17 protein-coding genes are annotated in these 20,181 nt (G+C 60.2%); 8 read left to right on the top strand and 9 right to left on the bottom strand.

Annotated elements, in window-relative coordinates:
• Positions 1-8 precede the first annotated feature (8 nt).
• From hycE to hycA, 5 genes are all read right to left on the bottom strand, one after another.
• A complete protein-coding gene (gene hycE, locus ACLH1I_RS13375) occupies positions 9-1,718 on the bottom strand; it encodes a formate hydrogenlyase subunit HycE (RefSeq protein ID WP_004205649.1) in 1,710 nt (569 codons plus the stop codon).
• 17 nt (positions 1,719-1,735) lie between these two features.
• Entirely contained in the window at positions 1,736-2,659 is a 924-nt protein-coding gene (locus ACLH1I_RS13370; protein ID WP_004205648.1) for a respiratory chain complex I subunit 1 family protein, read from the bottom strand.
• Positions 2,660-2,661: 2 nt separating this feature from the next.
• On the bottom strand, positions 2,662-4,488 hold the full coding sequence (hycC, locus tag ACLH1I_RS13365; protein WP_151629061.1) for a formate hydrogenlyase subunit 3: 1,827 nt from the start codon (positions 4,486-4,488) through the stop codon (positions 2,662-2,664).
• On the bottom strand, positions 4,485-5,093 hold the full coding sequence (locus ACLH1I_RS13360; RefSeq protein WP_151629059.1) for a 4Fe-4S dicluster domain-containing protein: 609 nt from the start codon (positions 5,091-5,093) through the stop codon (positions 4,485-4,487). Before ACLH1I_RS13360 ends, hycC begins: the two co-directional genes overlap by 4 nt.
• An 82-nt stretch (positions 5,094-5,175) precedes the next feature.
• Positions 5,176-5,625 carry a formate hydrogenlyase regulator HycA gene (gene hycA / locus ACLH1I_RS13355; RefSeq protein ID WP_004205645.1) on the bottom strand — a complete coding sequence of 150 codons (450 nt, stop codon included), beginning with the start codon at positions 5,623-5,625 and terminating at the stop codon, positions 5,176-5,178.
• A gap of 210 nt (positions 5,626-5,835) precedes the next feature.
• Between hycA and hypA the strand changes: the two genes are divergently transcribed.
• From hypA to flhA, 6 genes are all read left to right on the top strand, one after another.
• Positions 5,836-6,180 (top strand): hydrogenase maturation nickel metallochaperone HypA, encoded by a 345-nt coding sequence (gene hypA / locus ACLH1I_RS13350; protein WP_004205644.1) that lies wholly within the window; start codon positions 5,836-5,838, stop codon positions 6,178-6,180.
• Between the two features lie 3 nt (positions 6,181-6,183).
• Positions 6,184-7,056 (top strand): hydrogenase nickel incorporation protein HypB, encoded by an 873-nt coding sequence (gene hypB, locus ACLH1I_RS13345; RefSeq protein WP_198079859.1) that lies wholly within the window; start codon positions 6,184-6,186, stop codon positions 7,054-7,056.
• Positions 7,047-7,319, top strand: coding sequence for a HypC/HybG/HupF family hydrogenase formation chaperone (locus tag ACLH1I_RS13340; RefSeq protein WP_002914934.1), 273 nt, complete (start codon positions 7,047-7,049; stop codon positions 7,317-7,319). The genes hypB and ACLH1I_RS13340 overlap by 10 nt, the downstream gene beginning before the upstream one ends.
• Positions 7,319-8,440: a hydrogenase formation protein HypD gene (hypD, locus tag ACLH1I_RS13335; RefSeq protein WP_065802675.1), complete on the top strand. Its 1,122-nt coding sequence runs from the start codon at positions 7,319-7,321 to the stop codon at positions 8,438-8,440. The genes ACLH1I_RS13340 and hypD overlap by 1 nt, the downstream gene beginning before the upstream one ends.
• Complete coding sequence (gene hypE / locus ACLH1I_RS13330) at positions 8,437-9,447, top strand: hydrogenase expression/formation protein HypE (RefSeq protein ID WP_043520715.1); 1,011 nt, start codon at positions 8,437-8,439, stop codon at positions 9,445-9,447. The genes hypD and hypE overlap by 4 nt, the downstream gene beginning before the upstream one ends.
• A 235-nt stretch (positions 9,448-9,682) precedes the next feature.
• The gene (gene flhA / locus ACLH1I_RS13325; RefSeq protein WP_004205639.1) at positions 9,683-11,755 is read left to right on the top strand and encodes a formate hydrogenlyase transcriptional activator FlhA; all 2,073 of its coding nucleotides are present in this window, start codon (positions 9,683-9,685) and stop codon (positions 11,753-11,755) included.
• Positions 11,756-11,808: 53 nt separating this feature from the next.
• On the opposite strand, the gene ACLH1I_RS13320 is transcribed toward flhA, so the two are convergent.
• From ACLH1I_RS13320 to ACLH1I_RS13305, 4 genes are all read right to left on the bottom strand, one after another.
• Positions 11,809-13,209: a glycoside hydrolase family 1 protein gene (locus tag ACLH1I_RS13320; protein WP_062913542.1), complete on the bottom strand. Its 1,401-nt coding sequence runs from the start codon at positions 13,207-13,209 to the stop codon at positions 11,809-11,811.
• Between the two features lie 51 nt (positions 13,210-13,260).
• Positions 13,261-15,453, bottom strand: coding sequence for a CBM35 domain-containing protein (locus tag ACLH1I_RS13315; protein WP_043520719.1), 2,193 nt, complete (start codon positions 15,451-15,453; stop codon positions 13,261-13,263).
• Between the two features lie 12 nt (positions 15,454-15,465).
• Positions 15,466-16,803, bottom strand: a complete 1,338-nt coding sequence (locus tag ACLH1I_RS13310) for a maltoporin (protein WP_004205637.1) — start codon at positions 16,801-16,803, stop codon at positions 15,466-15,468.
• A gap of 262 nt (positions 16,804-17,065) precedes the next feature.
• Positions 17,066-18,337, bottom strand: a complete 1,272-nt coding sequence (locus ACLH1I_RS13305; RefSeq protein WP_065802674.1) for a PTS sugar transporter subunit IIC — start codon at positions 18,335-18,337, stop codon at positions 17,066-17,068.
• Between the two features lie 177 nt (positions 18,338-18,514).
• On the opposite strand from ACLH1I_RS13305, the gene ACLH1I_RS13300 reads away from it, so the two are divergent.
• Entirely contained in the window at positions 18,515-18,829 is a 315-nt protein-coding gene (locus ACLH1I_RS13300) for a PTS sugar transporter subunit IIB (protein WP_002914979.1), read from the top strand.
• A gap of 9 nt (positions 18,830-18,838) precedes the next feature.
• Positions 18,839-20,161, top strand: a complete 1,323-nt coding sequence (locus ACLH1I_RS13295; protein WP_004205635.1) for a PTS sugar transporter subunit IIC — start codon at positions 18,839-18,841, stop codon at positions 20,159-20,161.
• Positions 20,162-20,181 lie beyond the last annotated feature (20 nt).

Here is a 20,181-nt window from a genome sequence, read left to right as displayed (position 1 = left end):
GCGATTCCTTATTTCAGCGGCGAGTTTTTACGCTCGATGCTATAGCGCTCCAGCTCTTTGTACGGCACCACTTTGCTCTTCTTCTTGCGTACATCGACCACGGTCATGCGGTCGGTACAGGAGTAGCACGGGTCGAGGCTGCCGATGATCAGCGGCGCATCGGAAACGGTGTTGCCGCGCAGCATGTAGCGCAGGGTCGGCCAGTTGGCGTAGGTCGCCGCCCGGCAGCGCCAGCGGTACAGTTTTTGGTTGTCGCCGGTCATGCTCCAGTGGATATCGTCGCCGCGCGGCGCCTCGGAGAAGCCCAGCGCGAAGCGGTGCGGGATATAGGTGAACCCTTCCACCATCAGCGGACCGCCGGGCAGGTTATCGAGACCGTAATCAATCATGTTCAGCGCGGTATAAACCTCGTTGATCCGCACCTTGAGGCGGGATATCACGTCGCAGCCCTGCTCGCTGTGAACCTCCATCGGCAGCAGGCCGTAACCGACGAACGGATGGTCGGCGCGGGTGTCGCGGGCGTGGCCGCTGGCGCGCACCATCGGGCCGACGTTACTGAAGTCGCGGGCGATTTCCGGGTCCAGCCGGCCAATGCCGACGGTGCGCTGCTCCATGTTCGGGGTGCTGAGCAGCATATCCACCAGCTCCTGCACATCGCGACGCATCTGCTGCGCCAGCTGACGGGTCTGGATCATGTCCTCTTTCAGCAGGTCGCGGCGGATCCCGCCGATCAGGTTCAGACCGTAGGTTTTACGCGCGCCGGTGAGGATCTCCGCCATCTTCATCGAGGTTTCGCGCACGCGGAAGAACTGCATAAAGCCTGAGTCGAAGCCGGTGAAGTGGCAGGCCAGACCAAGGTTCAGGAGGTGCGAATGCAGGCGTTCCACCTCCAGCAGAATGGCGCGGATCATCTGCGCCCGCTCCGGCACCACGATGCCCATCGCATTCTCCACCGAGGTGGTATAAGCGGTACTGTGGGCGAAGCCGCAGATGCCGCACACGCGGTCAGACAGGAAAGTCACTTCGTTATAACCCATGCGGGTTTCCGCCAGTTTCTCCATGCCGCGGTGGACATAGAACAGACGGTAATCGGCATCGATAATGTTCTCACCGTCAACGAACAGGCGGAAATGGCCGGGCTCATCGGAAGTGACGTGCAGCGGGCCGATCGGCACCACGTTGTTTTTCTTGCTGCCGAGCTCGTTGATGAACTCGTAGGTTTCGGCGTCGGTGGTCGGCGCCGGACGCTGGCGGTAGTCCATGCTGTCTTTACGCAGCGGATAGAGTTCGTCCGGCCAGTCGTCCGGCAGCACCAGCCGGCGTTCGTCCGGCAGGCCGACCGGCACCAGGCCGTACATGTCGCGCACTTCGCGCTCGCCCCACACCGCCGCCGGCACGCGCGGCGTCACCGACGGGTATTCCGGTTTGTTGGCGTCCACTTCCACGCGTACGGTGATCCAGCATTTGGTGCCCTGCTCCATCGACAGCACGTAATAGACCGCGTAGTGGCCGTTCAGCTTACGTTCATCGTTGCCGAACAGCACCGACAGCCAGCCGCCCTGCTGGTAGTAGAGAAACTCCACCACTTCCGGCAGGTAATTGACCTTCACGGTGATGGTTAACTGGTCTTTGGTCTGCCAGGCTTCGTCCAGCACCACGCCCGGAAAGGCCTGGTGCAGCGCCGCAAGATAGTGTTGACCGATTTTTTCTTCAGACATGCTCAAACTCTCTTAAATCACGCCACCAGCAAGGAGACGAAGGCTAAAAAGGCAAAACCAAACCCGGCCCAGGTGACGCGGGAGGTGGCACAAAAACGCAGACGCGCCATGCTGTTCTCGAACAGCGCGATGATCAGCACGCCCACCACCAGCTTGACGACGGCCACCACCAGCGCCAGCAGCAGGCCGCCGACGCTGAAGCTGGTCATCTGGCCCCACGGGAAAAAGACCCCGACAAACATCTGCAGCACCACCAGCTGTTTGAGGCTGATGCCCCACTTCAGGATGCCAAAGCCGCTACCGCTGTACTCGGAAAGCGGCCCCTCCTGCAGCTCCTGCTCCGCTTCCGCCAGATCGAACGGCAGTTTGCCCATCTCGATAAAGGTGGCGAAGGCGCAGGCGCACAGCGCCAGAATCAATGGAATGCTGCGCGCTGCCGGCCAGTGATAAAGGGTATCGGTAATGGTGCTGATGTGCGTCGAGCCGGCGACCTGTGCGGCGACCCACAGGCCCAGCAGCAGGATCGGCTCCACCAGCACGCCGAGCATCGCTTCGCGGCTGCTGCCCAGCGCGGTAAATGGGCTGCCGGTGTCCAGACCGGAAATCGCGAAGAAGAAACGGGCGATGGCGAACAGGTAGATCAGGGTGATGAGATCCCCAAGCACCGGCAGCGGAGAGTCCACCGTCACCACCGGCAAGGCGGTGGCGATGGTCAGCATCACGCCCACCATGACGTACGGCGTCAGGCGGAACACCCAGCCCGAGGCGTCGGGACCGACGCTCTGGCGGCCCAGCAGTTTCAGGATATCCCGATACTCCTGCAGCACGCCCGGACCGCGGCGGTTATGCAGCCGCGCGCGGGCGACGCGAACGATCCCGGATAACAGCGGCGCGACGGCAAACAGCGCCAGCGCCTGTAGCAATGCAATTAACAAACTCATTCTCAGGCTCCTCGCGAAATGACAATCACCACCAGCACCGCCAGCTCAACCAGCGCCATTCCGCGCAGCAGCGCTGGCGCCGAGGCCGATTGCCAGCCCGGCACCAGACGCACCGGATTCAGCCAGTGACGCAGCTTCAGCAGCGGCGCAAAGGCCTCTTTCACCGGCATGGCGAAACCGTGGGCAGTGACCACCATCGACTGTTCGTGATCGTAGCCGCAGACCCAGGCCGCGCCGCGCGAGCGCGCCGCCAGGCGATCGCCTTTAAAGAAGATCATCAACAAGAACGGCAGCAGCGGGCAGGCGATAAGCAGCAGCGCGATCATCGGCTGCGACACCACGCTCGACACCTGGGCCTGCAGCGGGAAGGCACCGCTCACCAGCGGCAGCAGCCACGGCGCGGCGATGCCGCCAACGAGGCAGAAGGCCGCCGCCATGACCACGCTCAGGGTCATCAGCCAGGGGGCGCAGGTGGCGTTTTCCGCCTCTTTGCTCCGCGGCGCGCCGAGGAAGGTGACGCCATAGACTTTGGCCATACACATCACCGCCAGCGCGCCGGTGATCGCCAGACCGACCGCCAGCAGCGGCCCCAGCAGACGGCCAATAAACAGGTCGCTGGTGCTCATTTTGAAGAAGGACTGGTAGATAACCCACTCGCCGGCGAAGCCGTTCAGCGGTGGCAGGGCCGCCATCGCCATCAGCCCCACCAGCATGGCGAGGGAGATCAGCGGCATTTTTTTACCGATGCCGCCCAGCTTCTCGATATCGCGATGGCCGGTGCGGAACCACACCGCCCCGGCGCCGAGGAACAGCGTAGTTTTGAACAGGCTGTGGTTAATCAGGTGATACATGCCACCGATGAAACCCAGCACCATCAGCGTGCTGTTGCGGGTGGCCACGCCGGTGACGAAGGCGCCCAGCCCCAGCAGGATAATGCCGATGTTCTCCAGGGTGTGATAGGCCAGCAGGCGCTGAATGTTATGTTCCATCAACGCATACAGCCCGCCGATAAAGGCGGTGATCATCCCCAGCACCAGCAGCATCACGCCCCACCACAGCGGCGGCACGCCGCCGGCCAGCGAAACGGTTAACATGCCGTACAGACCGACCTTCATGACCACAGTGGAAAACAGCGCGGCGGCCGGCGCGCTGGCCCCGGCGTGCGCCTGCGGCGCCCAGCCGTGCAGCGGGATAGCCCCCGCCAGCAGGGCGAACCCCGCCAGCCCCGGCAGCCACAGCAGCGGGCTCTGCATCATATCCACCGCCTGAAGATTGATCTGCGCCAGCTCGAGGGTGCCGTAGGTCGACCACACTAGCCAGCAGGTCCAGGCCATCAGCAACGTGCCGAGACGACCCAGGGCAAACCACAGCTTACCGGAGGCGGCGCAGCCGGTGAGAAACGCCGCGCAGAGCGCCATGATCTCCGCCATCACCACCAGCGAACCGATATTGGTCACCACCACCGCGCAGGTCGCGGCGGCCAGCAGCAGGTTGACCAGCAGGCCGTTGGCCTTCACCTGCGGATGGCGATGCCAGCTAATGTTAAACAGCGACACCGGCAGCGCCGACAGGCCAATGGCCAGCAGCCACAGGGCGTTCACGCCGCCCACCCGCATCGTCAGATGGAGAAACTGCAGCATGCCGCCGTGGATCCGATCCGGCATCAACAGCGCGGCGCCGCCGGCAACCACCAGCATGGCGCTGGCCACCGCGCCGCCGATCCCGGCAATGGCGCCGCTGAGCGGTTTACGCATGGCAAACACGAAGGCCAGCACGGCGCTGGCGGCGTACCAGGTCACCGCCTGATTGACTAATCCAATTACACTCATTCCCTCTCCCCCTGTTGCGCCTGGAACAGCGACAAGTCGCCAAGGTCGGTATTAAAGGTCAGCTGGCGTTTACGCTTGCTGGCCAGGGCGATATCACGGCTATCCACCAGCATCAGCGCTTTGGTCGGACAGGTCCGCACGCAGGCCGGGCCCTGGTCATCGAAGTGGCAGAGGTCGCATTTCACGGCAATGGCGCGCACCCCAGGCACCCAGTCGAGCAGCGAGCTAACGCGGGCCGGCGCCGGCGGCGCGGGGGGCGCCAGTCGGGTATTGGCATTGGCCGGAATATCCAGCGGACGGCTGCCGGAAAATTCGATCGCGCCAAACGGGCAGGCGATGCCGCACAGTTTGCAGCTTACGCACAGGCTCTCGTTGAGCTGGACAGCGCCATCGACGCGCTGGATGGCGTTAACCGGACAGACAGCGGCGCAGGGGGCGTCTTCGCAGTGGTGGCACATCTGCGGTGCCGATTCTTTTTCATTACGCATCACCTTCAGCCGCGGCATCGCCTGCAGGCCATGCTGGCGATGCGTCTCAGAGCAGGCGGCTTCGCAGGTGCGGCAGCCGATACAGACAGTGGAGTCAGCAATTACAAAACGGTTCACCGGGTCATCCTCGGGTGAAAGTCACTTTTGACGAAATCAGGTTGCGCAGGTGTCATTTTCGACACATGTCGACACCTTGCGATCAGTGGGTCAGAGCCAGATGGCTTAAGTCCACCGGTTGGTCTTGCTCCATGGCGTCGTACAGACGGTCATAGACGGTGGCGATAATCGCCAGATAGTGCTCCAGCACCTGGTCGCGGGAGCGGTTGCTGATCCGCCCGTCCACCGTGCCATCCGCGGCGAGCGTGGCCTGAGCAATCAGATACTTATCACCGCCGCCTTTGTTTTCGACGTAGTATTCGATGGTGTGGCTGTTGAAGCCTTCCGCCAGGGCGACGAACACCTGAAAATGGCCGAACAGCACGAAGCACAGCTCTTTGTCCGGCGCGCAGCTCATCGCGTGATGCAGGCGGGCTTTCGACAGGGTGATCCCCTGAACCAGCGAGTTACAGTAGATATGCCACTGCTCCTGCTGCTGCCGGTGACGGTCGGCGATGTAATCCGCCTTTTCACTTATTTCCCAAATAGTCATATCGGTTTCTCCGTAGCATGAGATGCACCGTTTAAGCATTTTCCGTGCCACATTTTATTTATTTGATTTAATTATGTTTTTATATTTACCTCCTGCCGACGCGACATGTCGATGACAGCCCCGGCGCGTCGTCATCGACATTTCCCACCGCCATGAGTCTGTTCTGGCATCGTTATTGCATAAAAGGCGCATCGCGATACGGAGGCGACTATGCACGAAATTACCCTCAGCCAGCGGGCGCTGGAAATTATTGAACAACAGGCGCAGCAGGCCGGCGCGCGACGGGTGACCGGCGTGTGGCTTAAGGTCGGGGCATTTTCCTGCGTCGAAGCCAGCGCCCTGACCTTCTGCTTTGAGCTGGTCTGCCGCGGCACGCTGGCGGAGGGGTGTGAACTGCATATCGCCGAACAACAGGCTGAATGCTGGTGCGAACGCTGTCAGCAGTACGTCCATCTTGTCTCGCAGCACGTCCGCCGCTGCCCGCACTGCAATAACGACCAGCTACAGATCGTGGCGGATGACGGCTTACAGATTCAGCGTTTAGAATTGGAGTAAATTATGTGTACGACATGCGGCTGTGGCGAAGGCAACCTCTATATTGAAGGAGACGAACGAAACCCGCATTCCGCGTTCCGCAGCGCCCCCTTCGCGCCCGCCCCACGCCAGACGATGACCATCACCGGCGTCAAAACTGACCACTTCGCCCCCACCCGCACGACAGAGGGCGATCTGCATTACGGCCATGGCGAAGCGGGGACTCACGCCCCGGGCCAGAGCCAGCGGCGGATGCTGGAAGTGGAAATCGACGTGCTGGATAAAAACAACCGCCTGGCGGCGCGCAACCGCGCGCGCTTTGCGGCAAAGCAGCAGCTGGTGCTGAATCTGGTTTCCAGCCCCGGCTCCGGCAAAACCACCCTGCTCACCGAAACCCTCACCCGGCTGAAAGGGCGTGCCGACTGCGCGGTGATCGAAGGCGACCAGCAAACGGTCAATGACGCCGCCCGCATTCGCGCCACCGGCACTCCGGCGATCCAGGTCAACACCGGGAAAGGCTGCCATCTCGACGCCCAGATGATCGCCGACGCCGCCCCGCTCCTGCCGCTGGCTGACCACGGCATTCTGTTTATTGAAAACGTCGGCAACCTGGTCTGCCCGGCGAGCTTCGACCTCGGCGAACGCCATAAGGTGGCGGTGCTGTCGGTCACCGAAGGCGAAGACAAGCCGCTGAAGTATCCGCATATGTTCGCCGCCGCCAGCCTGATGCTGCTCAACAAGGTCGACCTGCTGCCGTATCTCAATTTCGACGTCGGTAAATGCCTGGCCTGCGCCCGCGAGGTCAATCCGCATATTGAAATTATCCTCCTCTCCGCCACCAGCGGCGAAGGCATGGACCAGTGGCTCACCTGGCTGGAGACGCAACGATGTGCATAGGCATTCCGGGACAAATTTGCGCCATCGACGGCGTGCTGGCGAAGGTGGAAGTCTGTGGCATTCAGCGCGACGTTGACCTGACGCTGGTGGGCGCCGTTGACGAGCAGGGTCAGCCGCGTCTCGGCCAGTGGGTGCTGGTGCACGTCGGGTTCGCCATGAGCGTGATCAATGAAGCCGAAGCGCGCGATACGCTCGAGGCGCTGCAAAATATGTTTGACGTGGAGCCGGACGTCGGCGCCCTGCTGTACGGCGAGGAGCGATAATGCGTTACGTTGACGAATACCGCGCCCCCGAGCAGGTCATGCAGCTGGTGGCCCATCTTCAGCAGCGTGCCCATCTGCTGCCGCACACCGCGCAGCGTCCGCTGCGCATTATGGAGGTCTGCGGCGGCCATACCCATGCCATATTTAAGTTCGGTCTCGACCAGCTGTTGCCGGAGAATATTGAATTTATTCATGGGCCCGGCTGCCCGGTATGCGTCCTGCCGATGGGGCGCATCGACGCCTGCATTGAGATTGCCAGCCGCCCGGGGGTGATCTTCTGTACCTTCGGCGACGCCATGCGCGTGCCGGGCAAAAACGGCTCACTGCTGCAGGCGAAAGCCAGCGGCGCCGATGTTCGCATCGTTTACTCGCCGATGGACGCCCTGCGGCTGGCGCAGCAAAACCCGCAGCGTGAGGTGGTCTTTTTCGGTCTCGGTTTCGAAACCACCATGCCCGCCACCGCCCTCACCCTGCGTCAGGCGCGGGAGCGCAACGTCGAAAACTTCTTCTTTTTCTGTCAGCACATCACCCTGCTGCCGACCCTGCGCAGTCTGCTGGATCAGCCGGACAACGGTATCGACGCCTTTCTCGCCCCCGGCCACGTCAGTATGGTGATCGGCACCGAAGCCTACGGCTTTATCGCCAGCGACTATCATCGCCCGTTAGTGGTCGCCGGTTTCGAACCGCTTGATCTACTGCAAGGCGCGGTGATGCTGGTTGAGCAGACAATAGCGCAGCGTAGCGAAGTGGAAAATCAGTACCGTCGCGTGGTGCCGGATGCCGGCAACCCGCTGGCGCAGGCGGCGATGGCCGACGTGTTTTGCCTTGATGGCGACAGCGAATGGCGCGGTCTGGGGGTCATCAGCGACTCCGGCGTGCGCCTCACGCTGGCCTATCAGCGCTTCGATGCCGAGGCCCATTTCCGCCCGGCGCCGCAGCGCGTGTGCGACGACCCGCGCGCCCGCTGCGGCGAGGTGTTGACCGGTCGCTGTAAACCGCACCAGTGCCCGCTCTTCGCCAGCACCTGCAATCCGCAAAGCGCCTTTGGCGCGCTGATGGTCTCCTCGGAAGGGGCCTGCGCCGCCTGGTATCAATATCGCAGTCAGGAATATGAAGCATGAAAAGCGTCCAGTTAGCCCACGGTAGCGGCGGTCAGGCAATGCAGCAGCTGATCGGCGACCTGTTTATGCAGGCTTTCGCCAACCCCTGGCTGGCGGAGCAGGAGGATCAGGCGCGCCTCGATCTGGCGGCGCTTGCCGCTCAGGGGGATCGCCTCGCCTTCTCCACCGACAGCTATGTAATTGACCCACTGTTCTTTCCCGGCGGCAATATCGGCAAGCTGGCCGTCTGCGGTACCGCCAACGACGTGGCGGTCAGCGGCGCCATCCCGCGCTATCTCTCCTGCGGGTTTATTCTCGAAGAGGGGCTGGAGATGACTACCCTGGAAGCGGTGGTCGCCAGCATGGCCGATACCGCTCGGGCGGCAGGGATCGCCATCGTCACCGGCGATACCAAAGTGGTGCCGCGCGGCGCGGCGGATAAGCTGTTTATCAACACCGCCGGCATCGGCGCCATCCCGGCGGACGTTCGCTGGGGGACGCAGCAGATCAGCGCCGGCGATGTGCTGCTGGTCAGCGGCACGCTGGGGGATCATGGCGCCACCATCCTTAATCTGCGTGAGCAGATGGGGCTCGACGGCGCGCTGTCCAGCGACTGCGCGGTGCTGACGCCGCTGATCCAAACCCTGCGGCCGCTGCGCGGCGTAAAAGCCCTGCGCGACGCCACCCGCGGCGGCGTCAACGCCGTCGCCCATGAGTTCGCCGTCGCCAGCGGCTGCGGCATTGAACTGCACGAGGCGAAGCTACCGGTCAACGACACCGTGCGCGGGGTCTGCGAGCTGCTCGGGCTGGACGCCCTGAACTTCGCCAATGAAGGCAAGCTGGTGATCGCCGTCGCCCGCGAAGAAGCGGAAAATGTGCTGACGCATCTACGGTCTCACGCCCTGGGATGCGAGGCGGCGATAATCGGCGAGGTGGTCGCCCGACCGGGCGTGCGTTCCGTCGGGCTGTACGGCGTGAAGCGGACGCTCGATCTTCCCCACGCCGAGCCGCTGCCGAGAATTTGTTAACGACGGCGTCGGGGCCCGGATAGCGGCTGGCGCCTTATCCGGCTACAAAACTCCGCGCACTTGTAGCCCGGCTAAGCGCAGCGTAAGCCGGGAAAAGCCAGCATGAGTATCCCGCCCAAACCAGCGGGCGCCCACGGATGGGTTAACGGCGGTCACAACCGCCTTATTAACATACTATTATTTGTACCATCATTTTCTTATGCGCCGCGTTGCCGGCGCGTTTTGGATGTAAGCCATGTCGTATACACCGATGAGCGATCTCGGCCAGCAGGGTCTGTTTGATATCACCCGGCTTTTATTACAGCAGCCCGATCTGGCTGCGCTGAGCGAAACCCTGACCCGCCTGGTGCAACAGTCCGCGCTGGCCGACGAAGCGGCCATTATCCTGTGGAACGCAGGCAACCACCGCGCGGCCAGATACGCCTGCGATGAGGCAGGCCAGCCGGTGAGCTACGAAGATGAAACCGTGCTCGCCCACGGCCCTGTACGCCGCTTACTCTCCCGGCCGGATGCCCTGCATTGCGATCATGAGACCTTTGCCGACACCTGGCCGCAGCTTATCCGCAGCGGGATCTATCGCCCGTTCGGGTACTACTCGCTGCTGCCGCTGGCGGCCGACGGGCGGATCTTCGGCGGTTGCGAATTTCTGCGTCGTGACAACCGGCCATGGAGCGAGAAAGAGTTCCAGCGGCTGCATACCTTTGCGCAGATCGTCGCCGTGGTCACCGAGCAGATTCAGAACCGGGTCAGCAACAACGTCGATTACGATCTGCTGTGCCACGAGCGCGACAACTTTCGCATCCTGGTGGCGATCACCAACGCGGTCCTCTCGCGTCTGGATATCGACGAGCTGGTCAGCGAGGTGGCGAAAGAGATCCATCGCTACTTCCGGATCGATGCCATCAGCGTAGTGCTGCGCAGCAACCGCAAAGGGAAGCTCAACATCTATTCCACCCACTATCTTGACGCCAGCCATCCGGTTCACGACCAGAGCGAGGTGGATGAAGCCGGCACCCTCACCGAGCGGGTGTTCAAAAGCAAAGAGATGCTGCTGCTTAACCTGCACGAGCATGACACTCTCGCGCCGTACGAGAAAATGCTCTTCGAGATGTGGGGCAACAAGATCCAGACCCTGTGCCTGCTGCCGCTGATGTCCGGCAACACCCTGCTCGGCGTGCTGAAGCTGGCGCAGTGCGACGAACAGGTGTTTACCACCACCAATCTCAAGCTGCTGCGGCAGATCGCCGAGCGGGTGTCGATCGCTATCGATAACGCCCTCGCCTACCGCGAAATTCAGCGCCTGAAAGAGCGACTGGTGGATGAGAACCTCGCCCTCACCGAGCAGCTCAACAATGTCGAGAGCGAATTCGGGGAGATCATCGGTCGCAGCGAGGCGATGAACAATGTGCTCAAGCAGGTCGAGATGGTGGCCCACAGCGACAGCACCGTGCTGATCCTCGGCGAAACCGGCACCGGTAAAGAGCTTATCGCCCGCGCCATTCATAACCTCAGCGGACGAAACAGTCGGCGGATGGTGAAGATGAACTGCGCCGCGATGCCCGCCGGGCTGCTGGAGAGCGATCTGTTCGGCCACGAACGCGGCGCGTTCACCGGGGCCAGCGCCCAGCGTATCGGCCGCTTCGAACTGGCGGACAAAAGCTCCCTGTTCCTTGATGAAGTGGGCGATATGCCGCTGGAGCTGCAGCCCAAGCTGCTGCGCGTCCTCCAGGAGCAGGAGTTCGAACGCCTGGGGAGCAACAAGCTGATCCAGACCGACGTCCGACTGATCGCCGCCACCAACCGCGATCTCAAGCAAATGGTTATCGACAGGGAATTCCGCAGCGATCTCTACTACCGGCTCAACGTGTTCCCGATCCACCTGCCGCCGCTGCGCGAGCGTCCCGACGACATCCCGCTGCTGGTGAAGGCGTTTACCTTCAAAATCGCCCGCCGCATGGGACGCAATATCGACAGCATCCCGGCGGAAACCCTGCGCACCCTGACGCGCATGGAGTGGCCGGGCAACGTGCGCGAGCTGGAAAACGTCATCGAACGGGCGGTCCTGCTGACCCGCGGAAACGTGCTGCAGCTCTCCCTGCCGGAGCGGGATATCGTCGAGCCTCCGCGGTCGCCAGAGGTCCTGCCTGAAGAAGGTGAAGATGAATATCAGCTGATCGTCCGGGTGCTGAAGGAGAGCAACGGCGTGGTGGCCGGGCCGAAGGGCGCCGCCCAGCGGCTGGGGCTGAAGCGCACCACGCTCCTGTCGCGCATGAAGCGGCTGGGCATTAATAAAGACGAACTGGTGTAGCCTCGCACGCTCCCTCTTTGCGCGCCGCCAGGAGGGAGCGCTGGCGCAGCGCGCTATTTGTCGCGGGTAAAACCGTTGCTGGTCGCCAGTTCGGCAAACCACAGCGCATTGCGTTTTATCTGTCGCTCGCCAGTCTCCAGATCCAGTCGCCAGAAGCCGTAGCGCCGTTTGAAGGCATTGATCCACGACCAGTTGTCGATAAACGTCCACTGGTGCACGCCAAAGCAGTTCGCGCCGTCGGCAATAGCGCGGTGCAGCTGCACCAGATGCTCTTCCATCAGTTGAATGCGGAAAGTATCGTCTATGACCCCGTCCGCCCCGGGCTCGCCCTCTGATTGTCGATCCATCGCGATACCGATTTCCGCGAGATACCACTTAATATTGCCGTAGTTTTCACGAATATTGGCGGCAATGTCGTAAATAGCCTGCGGCAGGATCTCGTTGTTATCACGATAGGGGTTAAAGCGGCCCTGCGGGTTCACCGCGTTTTCGAAATAGTATTCCGGGGTGAAATAATCGAGGTTATATTCGCTCTCACGCGCTTTTACCCGCCGCGGCACGTAATAGTTCACCCCAAGAAAATCGATCTCCGCGCTGAGGATCAACGCCACGTCGTCTTTGCTGGTCGTCGGCAGGCAGTCGTGGGCGGCGAGGATCTCGCACAGCGCTTTAGGGAATTCATGTTTTACCAGCGGGTCAAGGAAGCTGCGGTTAAAAAACAGGTCGGCATACCAGGCGGCCTTTTTATCCGCGTCGCTGTCGGTGAGCGTATAGCTCGGAGTCAGGTTGAGCACCACGCCGATCTCGCCCGCCAGCGCCAGTTCACGATAAGCCGTTACCGCTTTGGCATGCGCCAGCATAATGTTAAACGCCACCTGCGCCGCCAGACGGCCATCTTTCTTACACGGATAGTGGAAGTCGTACAGGTAGCCTCCCTCAACCGGTACAATCGGCTCGTTGAAGGTTATCCAGTATTTAACCTTATGGCCAAACAGGTTAAAGGCGGTGCGGGCAAAGCGGGCAAACAGCTCTGCTACGTGCGCCGATTCAAAGCCACCGTACTGTTTCTGCAGCACCTCCGGCATATCAAAATGGTAGAGATTGATCATCGGCTCAATGCCGTTGGCGATCATCTCATCAAGATAGGCGTGATAAAAACGCACCGCGTCCGGGTCCGGCGCGCCGGTTTCAAAATCCGCGATCAGTCGTGACCACTGAATCGAGGTTCGAAACGAGTTGAAGCCGGTCTGTTTCATCAGCGCCACGTCCTGCGGATACTGATGATAAGTATCACACACGGTTTGCGGCCCTACCTGTTGATAAAATCGCTCCGGCTGTTCAGCAAACCAGCTGTCCCAGATGGAACGATGGCGCTTATTGGTGACCCCTTCCGTTTGCGGGCCGGACGCCGCCGCCCCCCACAGAAACCCTTGCGGAAACTGATACTGCTGCATAACCTCTCCTTTCGAAAAAAGGCTGCGCCCGTCTGGCGCAGCCTGAGCGTACTACTCCGCGACCACTTCGATCGATTTAATAAACATATAGCCCCAGTCGCCGGCGAAGCGGCCGAAGTCAACCTGATTGCTCCCCGCTTTCAGCGTTACGGGTATCCGCAGCTGCTGGCCCTGCTCATCCGTCTGCGGGAAGGCCACGGCCTGCGGAGCGCCCCCGTTGACGACAAAGGAGTTCTGCTTGCCGCCCCATTTGCCGTTGAAGGTTACGTTGAGCTGGAACTGACCGCTCCACGGCGCCTGCACCTGCCAGCTGATCTTATCCCCCTCGCTGGCAAATGGGCCGAGAAAACCGTCCTCGCCAACTGCCAGCGCGTCTTTATCACTCTTCATTACCGTCAGGCGCCCCTCAGCCACGCCATAGACTTTGCCGTGATAACGACAGAAATCCGCCGGCGCCTTCCCCGTCGCCTCGCCCACCGTCACGGTCACGGTTTTGCTGCTTTTCAGCAGCCCATCGTCGGCAGTGAACGTCAGCGCATAGGTGCCTGGCGCCGTGAACCAGGCCCGGGTTTGCGGCCGATCGGCATGGCAGAAATGTACCTGTCCGTCGCCGGCGTGCTGCCAGCCCACTTTCACCTCTCGCGACGGCAGGCCATCGTCCTGCCAGTTGGCCGTAAGCTCGACGCCCTGGTCCTGAGTGGTAGTTAAGGCGGGTTCCAGCGTGATAGCCGGCGGCTGATTCACCTCACTATGCTTCACGCTAATCACATTGGAAGGGGCAGAACGACCGCTCTCGTTTTTCGCCGTCACCCGGTAGTAGTACGTCCGCCCGAGCTGAAGCTGACGATAATCGTCGCGGAACAGAACCATGGTTTCCGGGTTCCATTCGTTAACGCCATCGGATATATCCCGGCCCACCACCGTCCACGGCCCGGTCGGCGAGCCAGCGCGTTCGACATCGTAGCTACGTCCTACCGCGGCACCCATCCAGTTGATCGCGAAGGGCGAGGTGGTCTCGCGCAGCAGAGGCGCGTCCGGCTTCGGCAGCGGCGCCATCCTCTGCTGTCCGGCCATCTGCGCTGCGGCGGTGCGCACCAGATCGACCACCGCCTGCTCCTGGTTCGCTTCGCCTTCTTTTGCAAACCCCGGCAGGTGGTAGCTGTAGTGTCCGGTCGACTCCTTATGCCAGTAGAAGCCGCCGTCGTGACGATGGCCGCGGAAGCCCCAGATAAGCCCCCCGGCGGCTTGCGCCCCGTTGACCTCGCTGTGAACAATCGACTGCATAATGGCGTTCAGCTGATCCGCCGGCAGCAAGCCAAACTCGCCGACGAGATAGACTTTTTGCCCGCCGACGGCGCGTAGATCCTGCGTCACCTGCCCGGGATGGTTATTATCGGCGTTGGTGTAATAGTGATTGCTGACGATATCCACATTGGGGTCAGTCAACGCAAAAGAATTGATTTTCTTATAGGTGCCATCCATCACCAGCTGGTTGGGAGCCCACTTTTTAATCCACGCCGCGGTCTGCTGCAGAAAATCGGCATTGGTATCCTCCAGCTCGTTACCGGTCTCCCAGGCCATGATCGCCTTCTCATCAAAATAGGCGCGGCCGGTGACGGTATTTGTCCGGGTGATGACCTGACGGATCACATCCAGATAGGCTTTGAAGGTCTTGCTATCGGTACGATAAAAGTCTTCCGCTTTTTCGTGGTAGAACGCCGCCAGCTGCTCGCGCCCGCCCCACCACCACCAGTGGTCGATAAAGGGCAGGATCAGTCGCAATCCCTGTTTATCCGCTTCGGCAATCATGTTGTCATACACCCGCATGGCTTTCTCATTCAGCCGCGGCATGCCGTCCGCCGTTTCCGGCGCGAGAATATGGGTCTCGCGGCCGCAGGCCTTGTCAAACTCCTGCTGCACCGACAGCACGTAGACGCGCTGGGCTTTCGCCCCGGTTTGCACCATCGCCTGGATCCAGTTTTGCTGCTCCTGGGCCGTCGGCCATTTAAAGTATTGCCCCCAGCCGCGCGGGTCTGCCCTGCAGGGGCCGCGGGCGTCGTCTTCAATGCGGTGCAGCTCCGGCGCGTGGATCCCGGCGAAGCGAAACACCTTATCGCCATCCTTGAGAGCGGCGCCGTCGCGAGTGATAAAGTGTTCAAAATGCGAGCGCTCGGCGGCCAGCGCCCCGCCGGCCCCCAGCGCGGACAGCAGCCCCATTAGCAGCAGGTTTTTCATCGGCTTCATCGCTGTCTCTCCTTAGAACCAGACTTCGGCCTGTACGCCGAAGTTAACGGTGTCGGTTGAGCCACTGCGGGAATAACCGCCGGCGGTGATGGTATTGGTATCCCAGTTGTAGTTGCCGTCCAGCGCATCGGAGACACCTTTGTCCCACTTCGCGTAGGTGACGAAGAAACGCAGCTGCGGGCGCGCCCAGAAGCCGGAGTCAAAAGTCAGCGTTGGCGCAACGGTGACTTTGGTCAGGCCGCCTTTGCCTTTGCCGTTAACCCCTTTGTAGTTTTTGTCATCCAGGTATTCGTAGCCCAGCTCGTACTGCATGGCAAAGTTGCGGGTGATCTGATGATAGGGGCGGATACCAGCGACCCACATCGAGCGTCCCCAGCCATTGTCATCTTCCGTCCACCAGCGGTAATTTTTATCCTTCTGCCAGAAGGCGAAGGTGGAGATTTCCAGATCGCCCATCGAGGCCACGCTATCCAGCACCACCCGCCAGGACTGGGTGTTTTCCAGATTGGCCCAGCCCCAGCCGTTTTTACCCAGCGAGTCGCCCGCCGCCAGCCCTTTGCCGTACTGCAATGCGAGGCGGGAGTACCCCCCGGTCAGACCATAGAAGCCGTCAAAGTTATAAATACCGGTCACGCCATAGCCCTTCTCGGCGGAAGTCGGATGCTTTTCGTTACGGTTCATGTGGTGGCCGATCAGCTCCAGATCGAAGCCTGTCCCGGCGATCTTTTTCAGCCACAGGTTGAGGGAGTAATCATCCGGGTAGCCCTGATCTCCCTTATCCACCGGGTAGGCTTTGGTTTCATCGGTGGGCGAAAAGGCGTAGACCCCGGCGTCGAAGCGAGCGAAGCCCAGATCCATGTTATCGAAGCCGCCGCCGGTGCCATTGTATTGAATGTACTCCCAGTCAAACTGATGGCTGGAAGTGTTGGAGCTGCTGTAGCGCTTACCGGCCCAGAAGGTCATCTCCGGCGCAAAATCCAGATTGCTCAGCTCGGCGAACCCTTCACGAAACTGCACATCATGGCCATCGTCATCCTGACAGTTCCAGTCGGAGGTGCATTTCGACTGGTGAGTGAGGTTGGCCTGCACTTTCGCCACCACGCCGCTGTCCGCCGTCAGCGTCACGGTGGGGATCAATTCAATCTTGGTGTCTTCTTCGTTGCCCAGTCGCCACTTGCCGTCCGGCATCAGGCCGACGGAGTCCGCGCGGTTGCCATCAGAATTGGCAAGGATCCCGGAGCGAATATAGCCATGCAGCGCAAAATCATACTTCGGATCGGCGCAGGCCAGGCTGCTGGTCCCGGCCAGCGAGAGGAGAGCCAGAGGTATTGAGTGTTTCAGCTTTATCATTATTTTTTTCCCACGTTATGTTTGTTAACACGAACCGATAACGGAGGGGAAATTTACGGATCAAAAATGGAAATGTACATCCACTAATGGAAAGCGCTTTCCATAATTGCCTATCTGGTTCACAAAATTCGCTCTGCGACGAATATATTCGTGAGACTGATCACATAAAATAACAAAAATACCGCCGGAAGCCGGCAGCAGAGCGGAAGAAAGAGAAAGTGAACAGGTGCCGTCGGGGGATAAGCCGCCGACGGCGAGGGGATCAGCGCTCGGTTTCCGCGAGCTGGCGTTCGTAAACTTTGAAGAAGGGGCGATAAAGCATCCAGGCGTTAAACATCGCGAACAGGCTCATGCACAAATTTTTCCAGCTGCCGTTCGCCGACCATGCCGCCCCCAGCGGAGAAGGCATCGACCAGGGTAGCATCGCCACCGCGCGATCGAGGATGCCCAGCTGAGTCAAATACCATGCAATACAGGCATTTATCAGCGGAACAAAGAGAAACGGCAGTAAAAAAACCGGGTTCATGATCACCGGAAAACCAAACAGTATCGGCTCGTTGATATTAAACAGCGACGGCAGCAGGCCAATTTTGGCCACGCTTTTCAGCTGCCGTGAGCGGCTGCGCATCGCCATCAATACCAGCGGCAGAGTGGAGCCGATACCGCCGATCAGCAGGTAAAAATCCCAGAATCCCTGCAGATAAATATGCGGCAACGTTGCCGAACCCGCTGCCAAAGCCTGCTGATTTTCAAACAGATAGGTCATCCAGAAGGGGTTCATAATCCCGGTGATAATCAGCGCGCCGTGGATACCGATAAACCAGAGTAAGTTACAGATTAACAAAGAGATAAGTACCGCCATCAACGTGTCGGACGCCAGCACCAGCGGCCGCACCGCTTCGCTGATTAGCTCCGGTACGATGCGCCCGGTGGTCTGCAGCAATATGGCATTCATCACGCTTATCGACAGCATCACCACCAGCAGCGGGATCAGCAGTTGAAAGCCATTGCGAGTCATCAGCGGCACTTCATCAGGCAGGCGGATACACCAGCCTTTTTTGTAGAAAAAACGAATTATCTCAATGGAATAGGTACTGGATATCAGGGCGGTAAATATCCCCATGCCGCCGAGATAAACGTTGCTCACCGCAGTCTCGCGAAAGCCAATAAACAGCAGAAAAGCCAGACACCCGGTTAAACCACAGAGCCGTTCCGGCAGACGGTACTGCTTGGCGAGACTGGCGCTGGCGCCGAAAGCGACAATCAGCGCCACCAGGCCAATGGTTAGCTGAAAGGTCGGCAGCAGGATAGGCCGCAGCAGCAAATAGACCTGGCCGAAACGCGAGGCGCCGTCGATGGAAACGGGCGGAAACAAAATGGGAACCAACAGGCTGCCAACAATCACAAATGGCATCGCCAGCGCAAAGCTATCGCGCATCGCCGTAATGTGGTTGTTGCGCGTCAGAACATTCGCCAGCGGCGCCAGCCGCTGCTCGATGATGTCCACGGCCACATTCATTAACTGAATGTTCATACTCCTACCTTTGCAAATGATTGTCTCGCCGGGATGATCGCCCACAACACCGGAAAGTGAAAGCCTGCCATAGGTGATCATGGTCACAATAAATAAATCCATAAACGGAAAGCGCTTTCCGTAATGCATCCATTTTGACTATAGTCCGCACATCCAACCTCATCAGGAGCGGTACTTATGAAAAAAATTATGTTGTGTTGTTCGGCAGGCATGTCCACCAGCCTGCTGATGAAAAAAATGATTGCGGAAGCCGAACAGCGGGGCCTACCGGTAGAGATCAACGCCTATGGCGTAGCGGAGTTCGCCGAACAGGTTGGCCATTATCAGGTGGTGCTGCTGGGGCCGCAGGTGAAATACATGCAGCAGGATTTGCAAAAGCAGGCGGATAAATACGGTATCCGCGTCGAACCCATCAATATGATGGACTACGGCATGCAAAAAGGCGCCGCAGTCCTTGATTTCGCCCTTTCCCTCATCGAAAACAAGAACTAAGGAAAGATCATGAGCTCTCTGTACGCTAAATTGATCGATGTGATCGAACGGCAGATCACGCCTATGGCGGGAGCGATCGGCCAGCAAAAATACGTTACCTCCATCCGCGACGGTTTTATTACCGCCCTGCCCTTTATGATCGTCGGCTCGTTTTTGCTGGTGTTTATCTTCCCGCCGTTTTCTCCGGATACGACGTGGGGCTTTGCCCGCGCCTGGCTGCAATTTTCGCTCGATCATCGCGAGGCGCTGATGCTGCCGTTCAACTTCAGCATGGGGGTGATGACCCTGTTTATCGCCGTCGGGATCGCCGCCAGCCTCGCCAAGCACCATCACCTGGACTCATTGACCGCCGGGATGCTGTCGCTGATGTCGTTTCTGCTGGTCGCCGCGCCGCTGAAAGATGGCCAGATCTCTACCGCCTACTTCTCCGGCCAGGGGATCTTTACCGCCATTCTGGTGGCTATCTATTCCACCGAGCTGTACGCCTTCCTCAAGCGGCATAACATCACCATTCGCCTGCCGCCGGAAGTGCCTGCCGGGGTAGCGCGCTCGTTCGAGATCCTGATCCCGGTGCTGGCGATCATCCTGACGCTACATCCGTTGAACCTGTTTATCGAGGCCCAGCTGGGGATGATCATTCCGGAAGCGATCATGTCGCTGGTGAAACCGCTGGTCGCAGCTTCCGATACGCTGCCGGCGATCCTGCTGTCAGTGCTGGTCTGTCAGGTACTGTGGTTCGCCGGGATCCACGGCGCGCTGATCGTCACCGGGATCATGAACCCGTTCTGGATGGCCAACCTGTCGGTCAATCAGGCGGCGATGGCCGCTGGCACCGCTATCCCGCACATCTATGTCCAGGGCTTCTGGGATCACTATCTGCTGATCGGCGGCGTCGGCTCAACCCTGCCGCTGGCGCTGATGCTGCTGCGCAGCAAGGCCGTGCATCTGCGGACGATTGGCCGGATGGGCGTGGTGCCGGGCGTATTTAACATCAACGAACCGATTCTGTTCGGCGCGCCGATCATCATGAACCCGCTGTTCTTCCTGCCGTTCGTGCTGGTGCCGATGGTCAACGCGACCCTGGCGTACTTTGCGCTGAAGCTGGACCTGGTCAGCCGCGTAGTGTCGATGACGCCGTGGACGACGCCGGCCCCTATCGGCGCCTCGTGGGCGGCGAACTGGAGCTTTAGCCCGGTGATCCTGTGCCTTATTTGTATGGCCACCGCCATGGTGATGTACCTGCCATTTCTCAAAGCTTACGAAAAACAGCTGCTGGCCCAGGAGCGTGAAAACGCCGTCGACCAGGCTGACAACGCGGCGCAAACCGCTTAACGCTAACGATTCAGAGGATA

The sequence above is a fragment of the Klebsiella sp. 1SOBk10mer genome, from assembly GCF_046602535.1.
Taxonomy (GTDB): Bacteria; Pseudomonadota; Gammaproteobacteria; order Enterobacterales; family Enterobacteriaceae; genus Klebsiella; species Klebsiella quasipneumoniae.
Note: the sequence above shows the minus strand (reverse complement) of the source record. Positions and strands in the feature narration are given on the sequence as shown.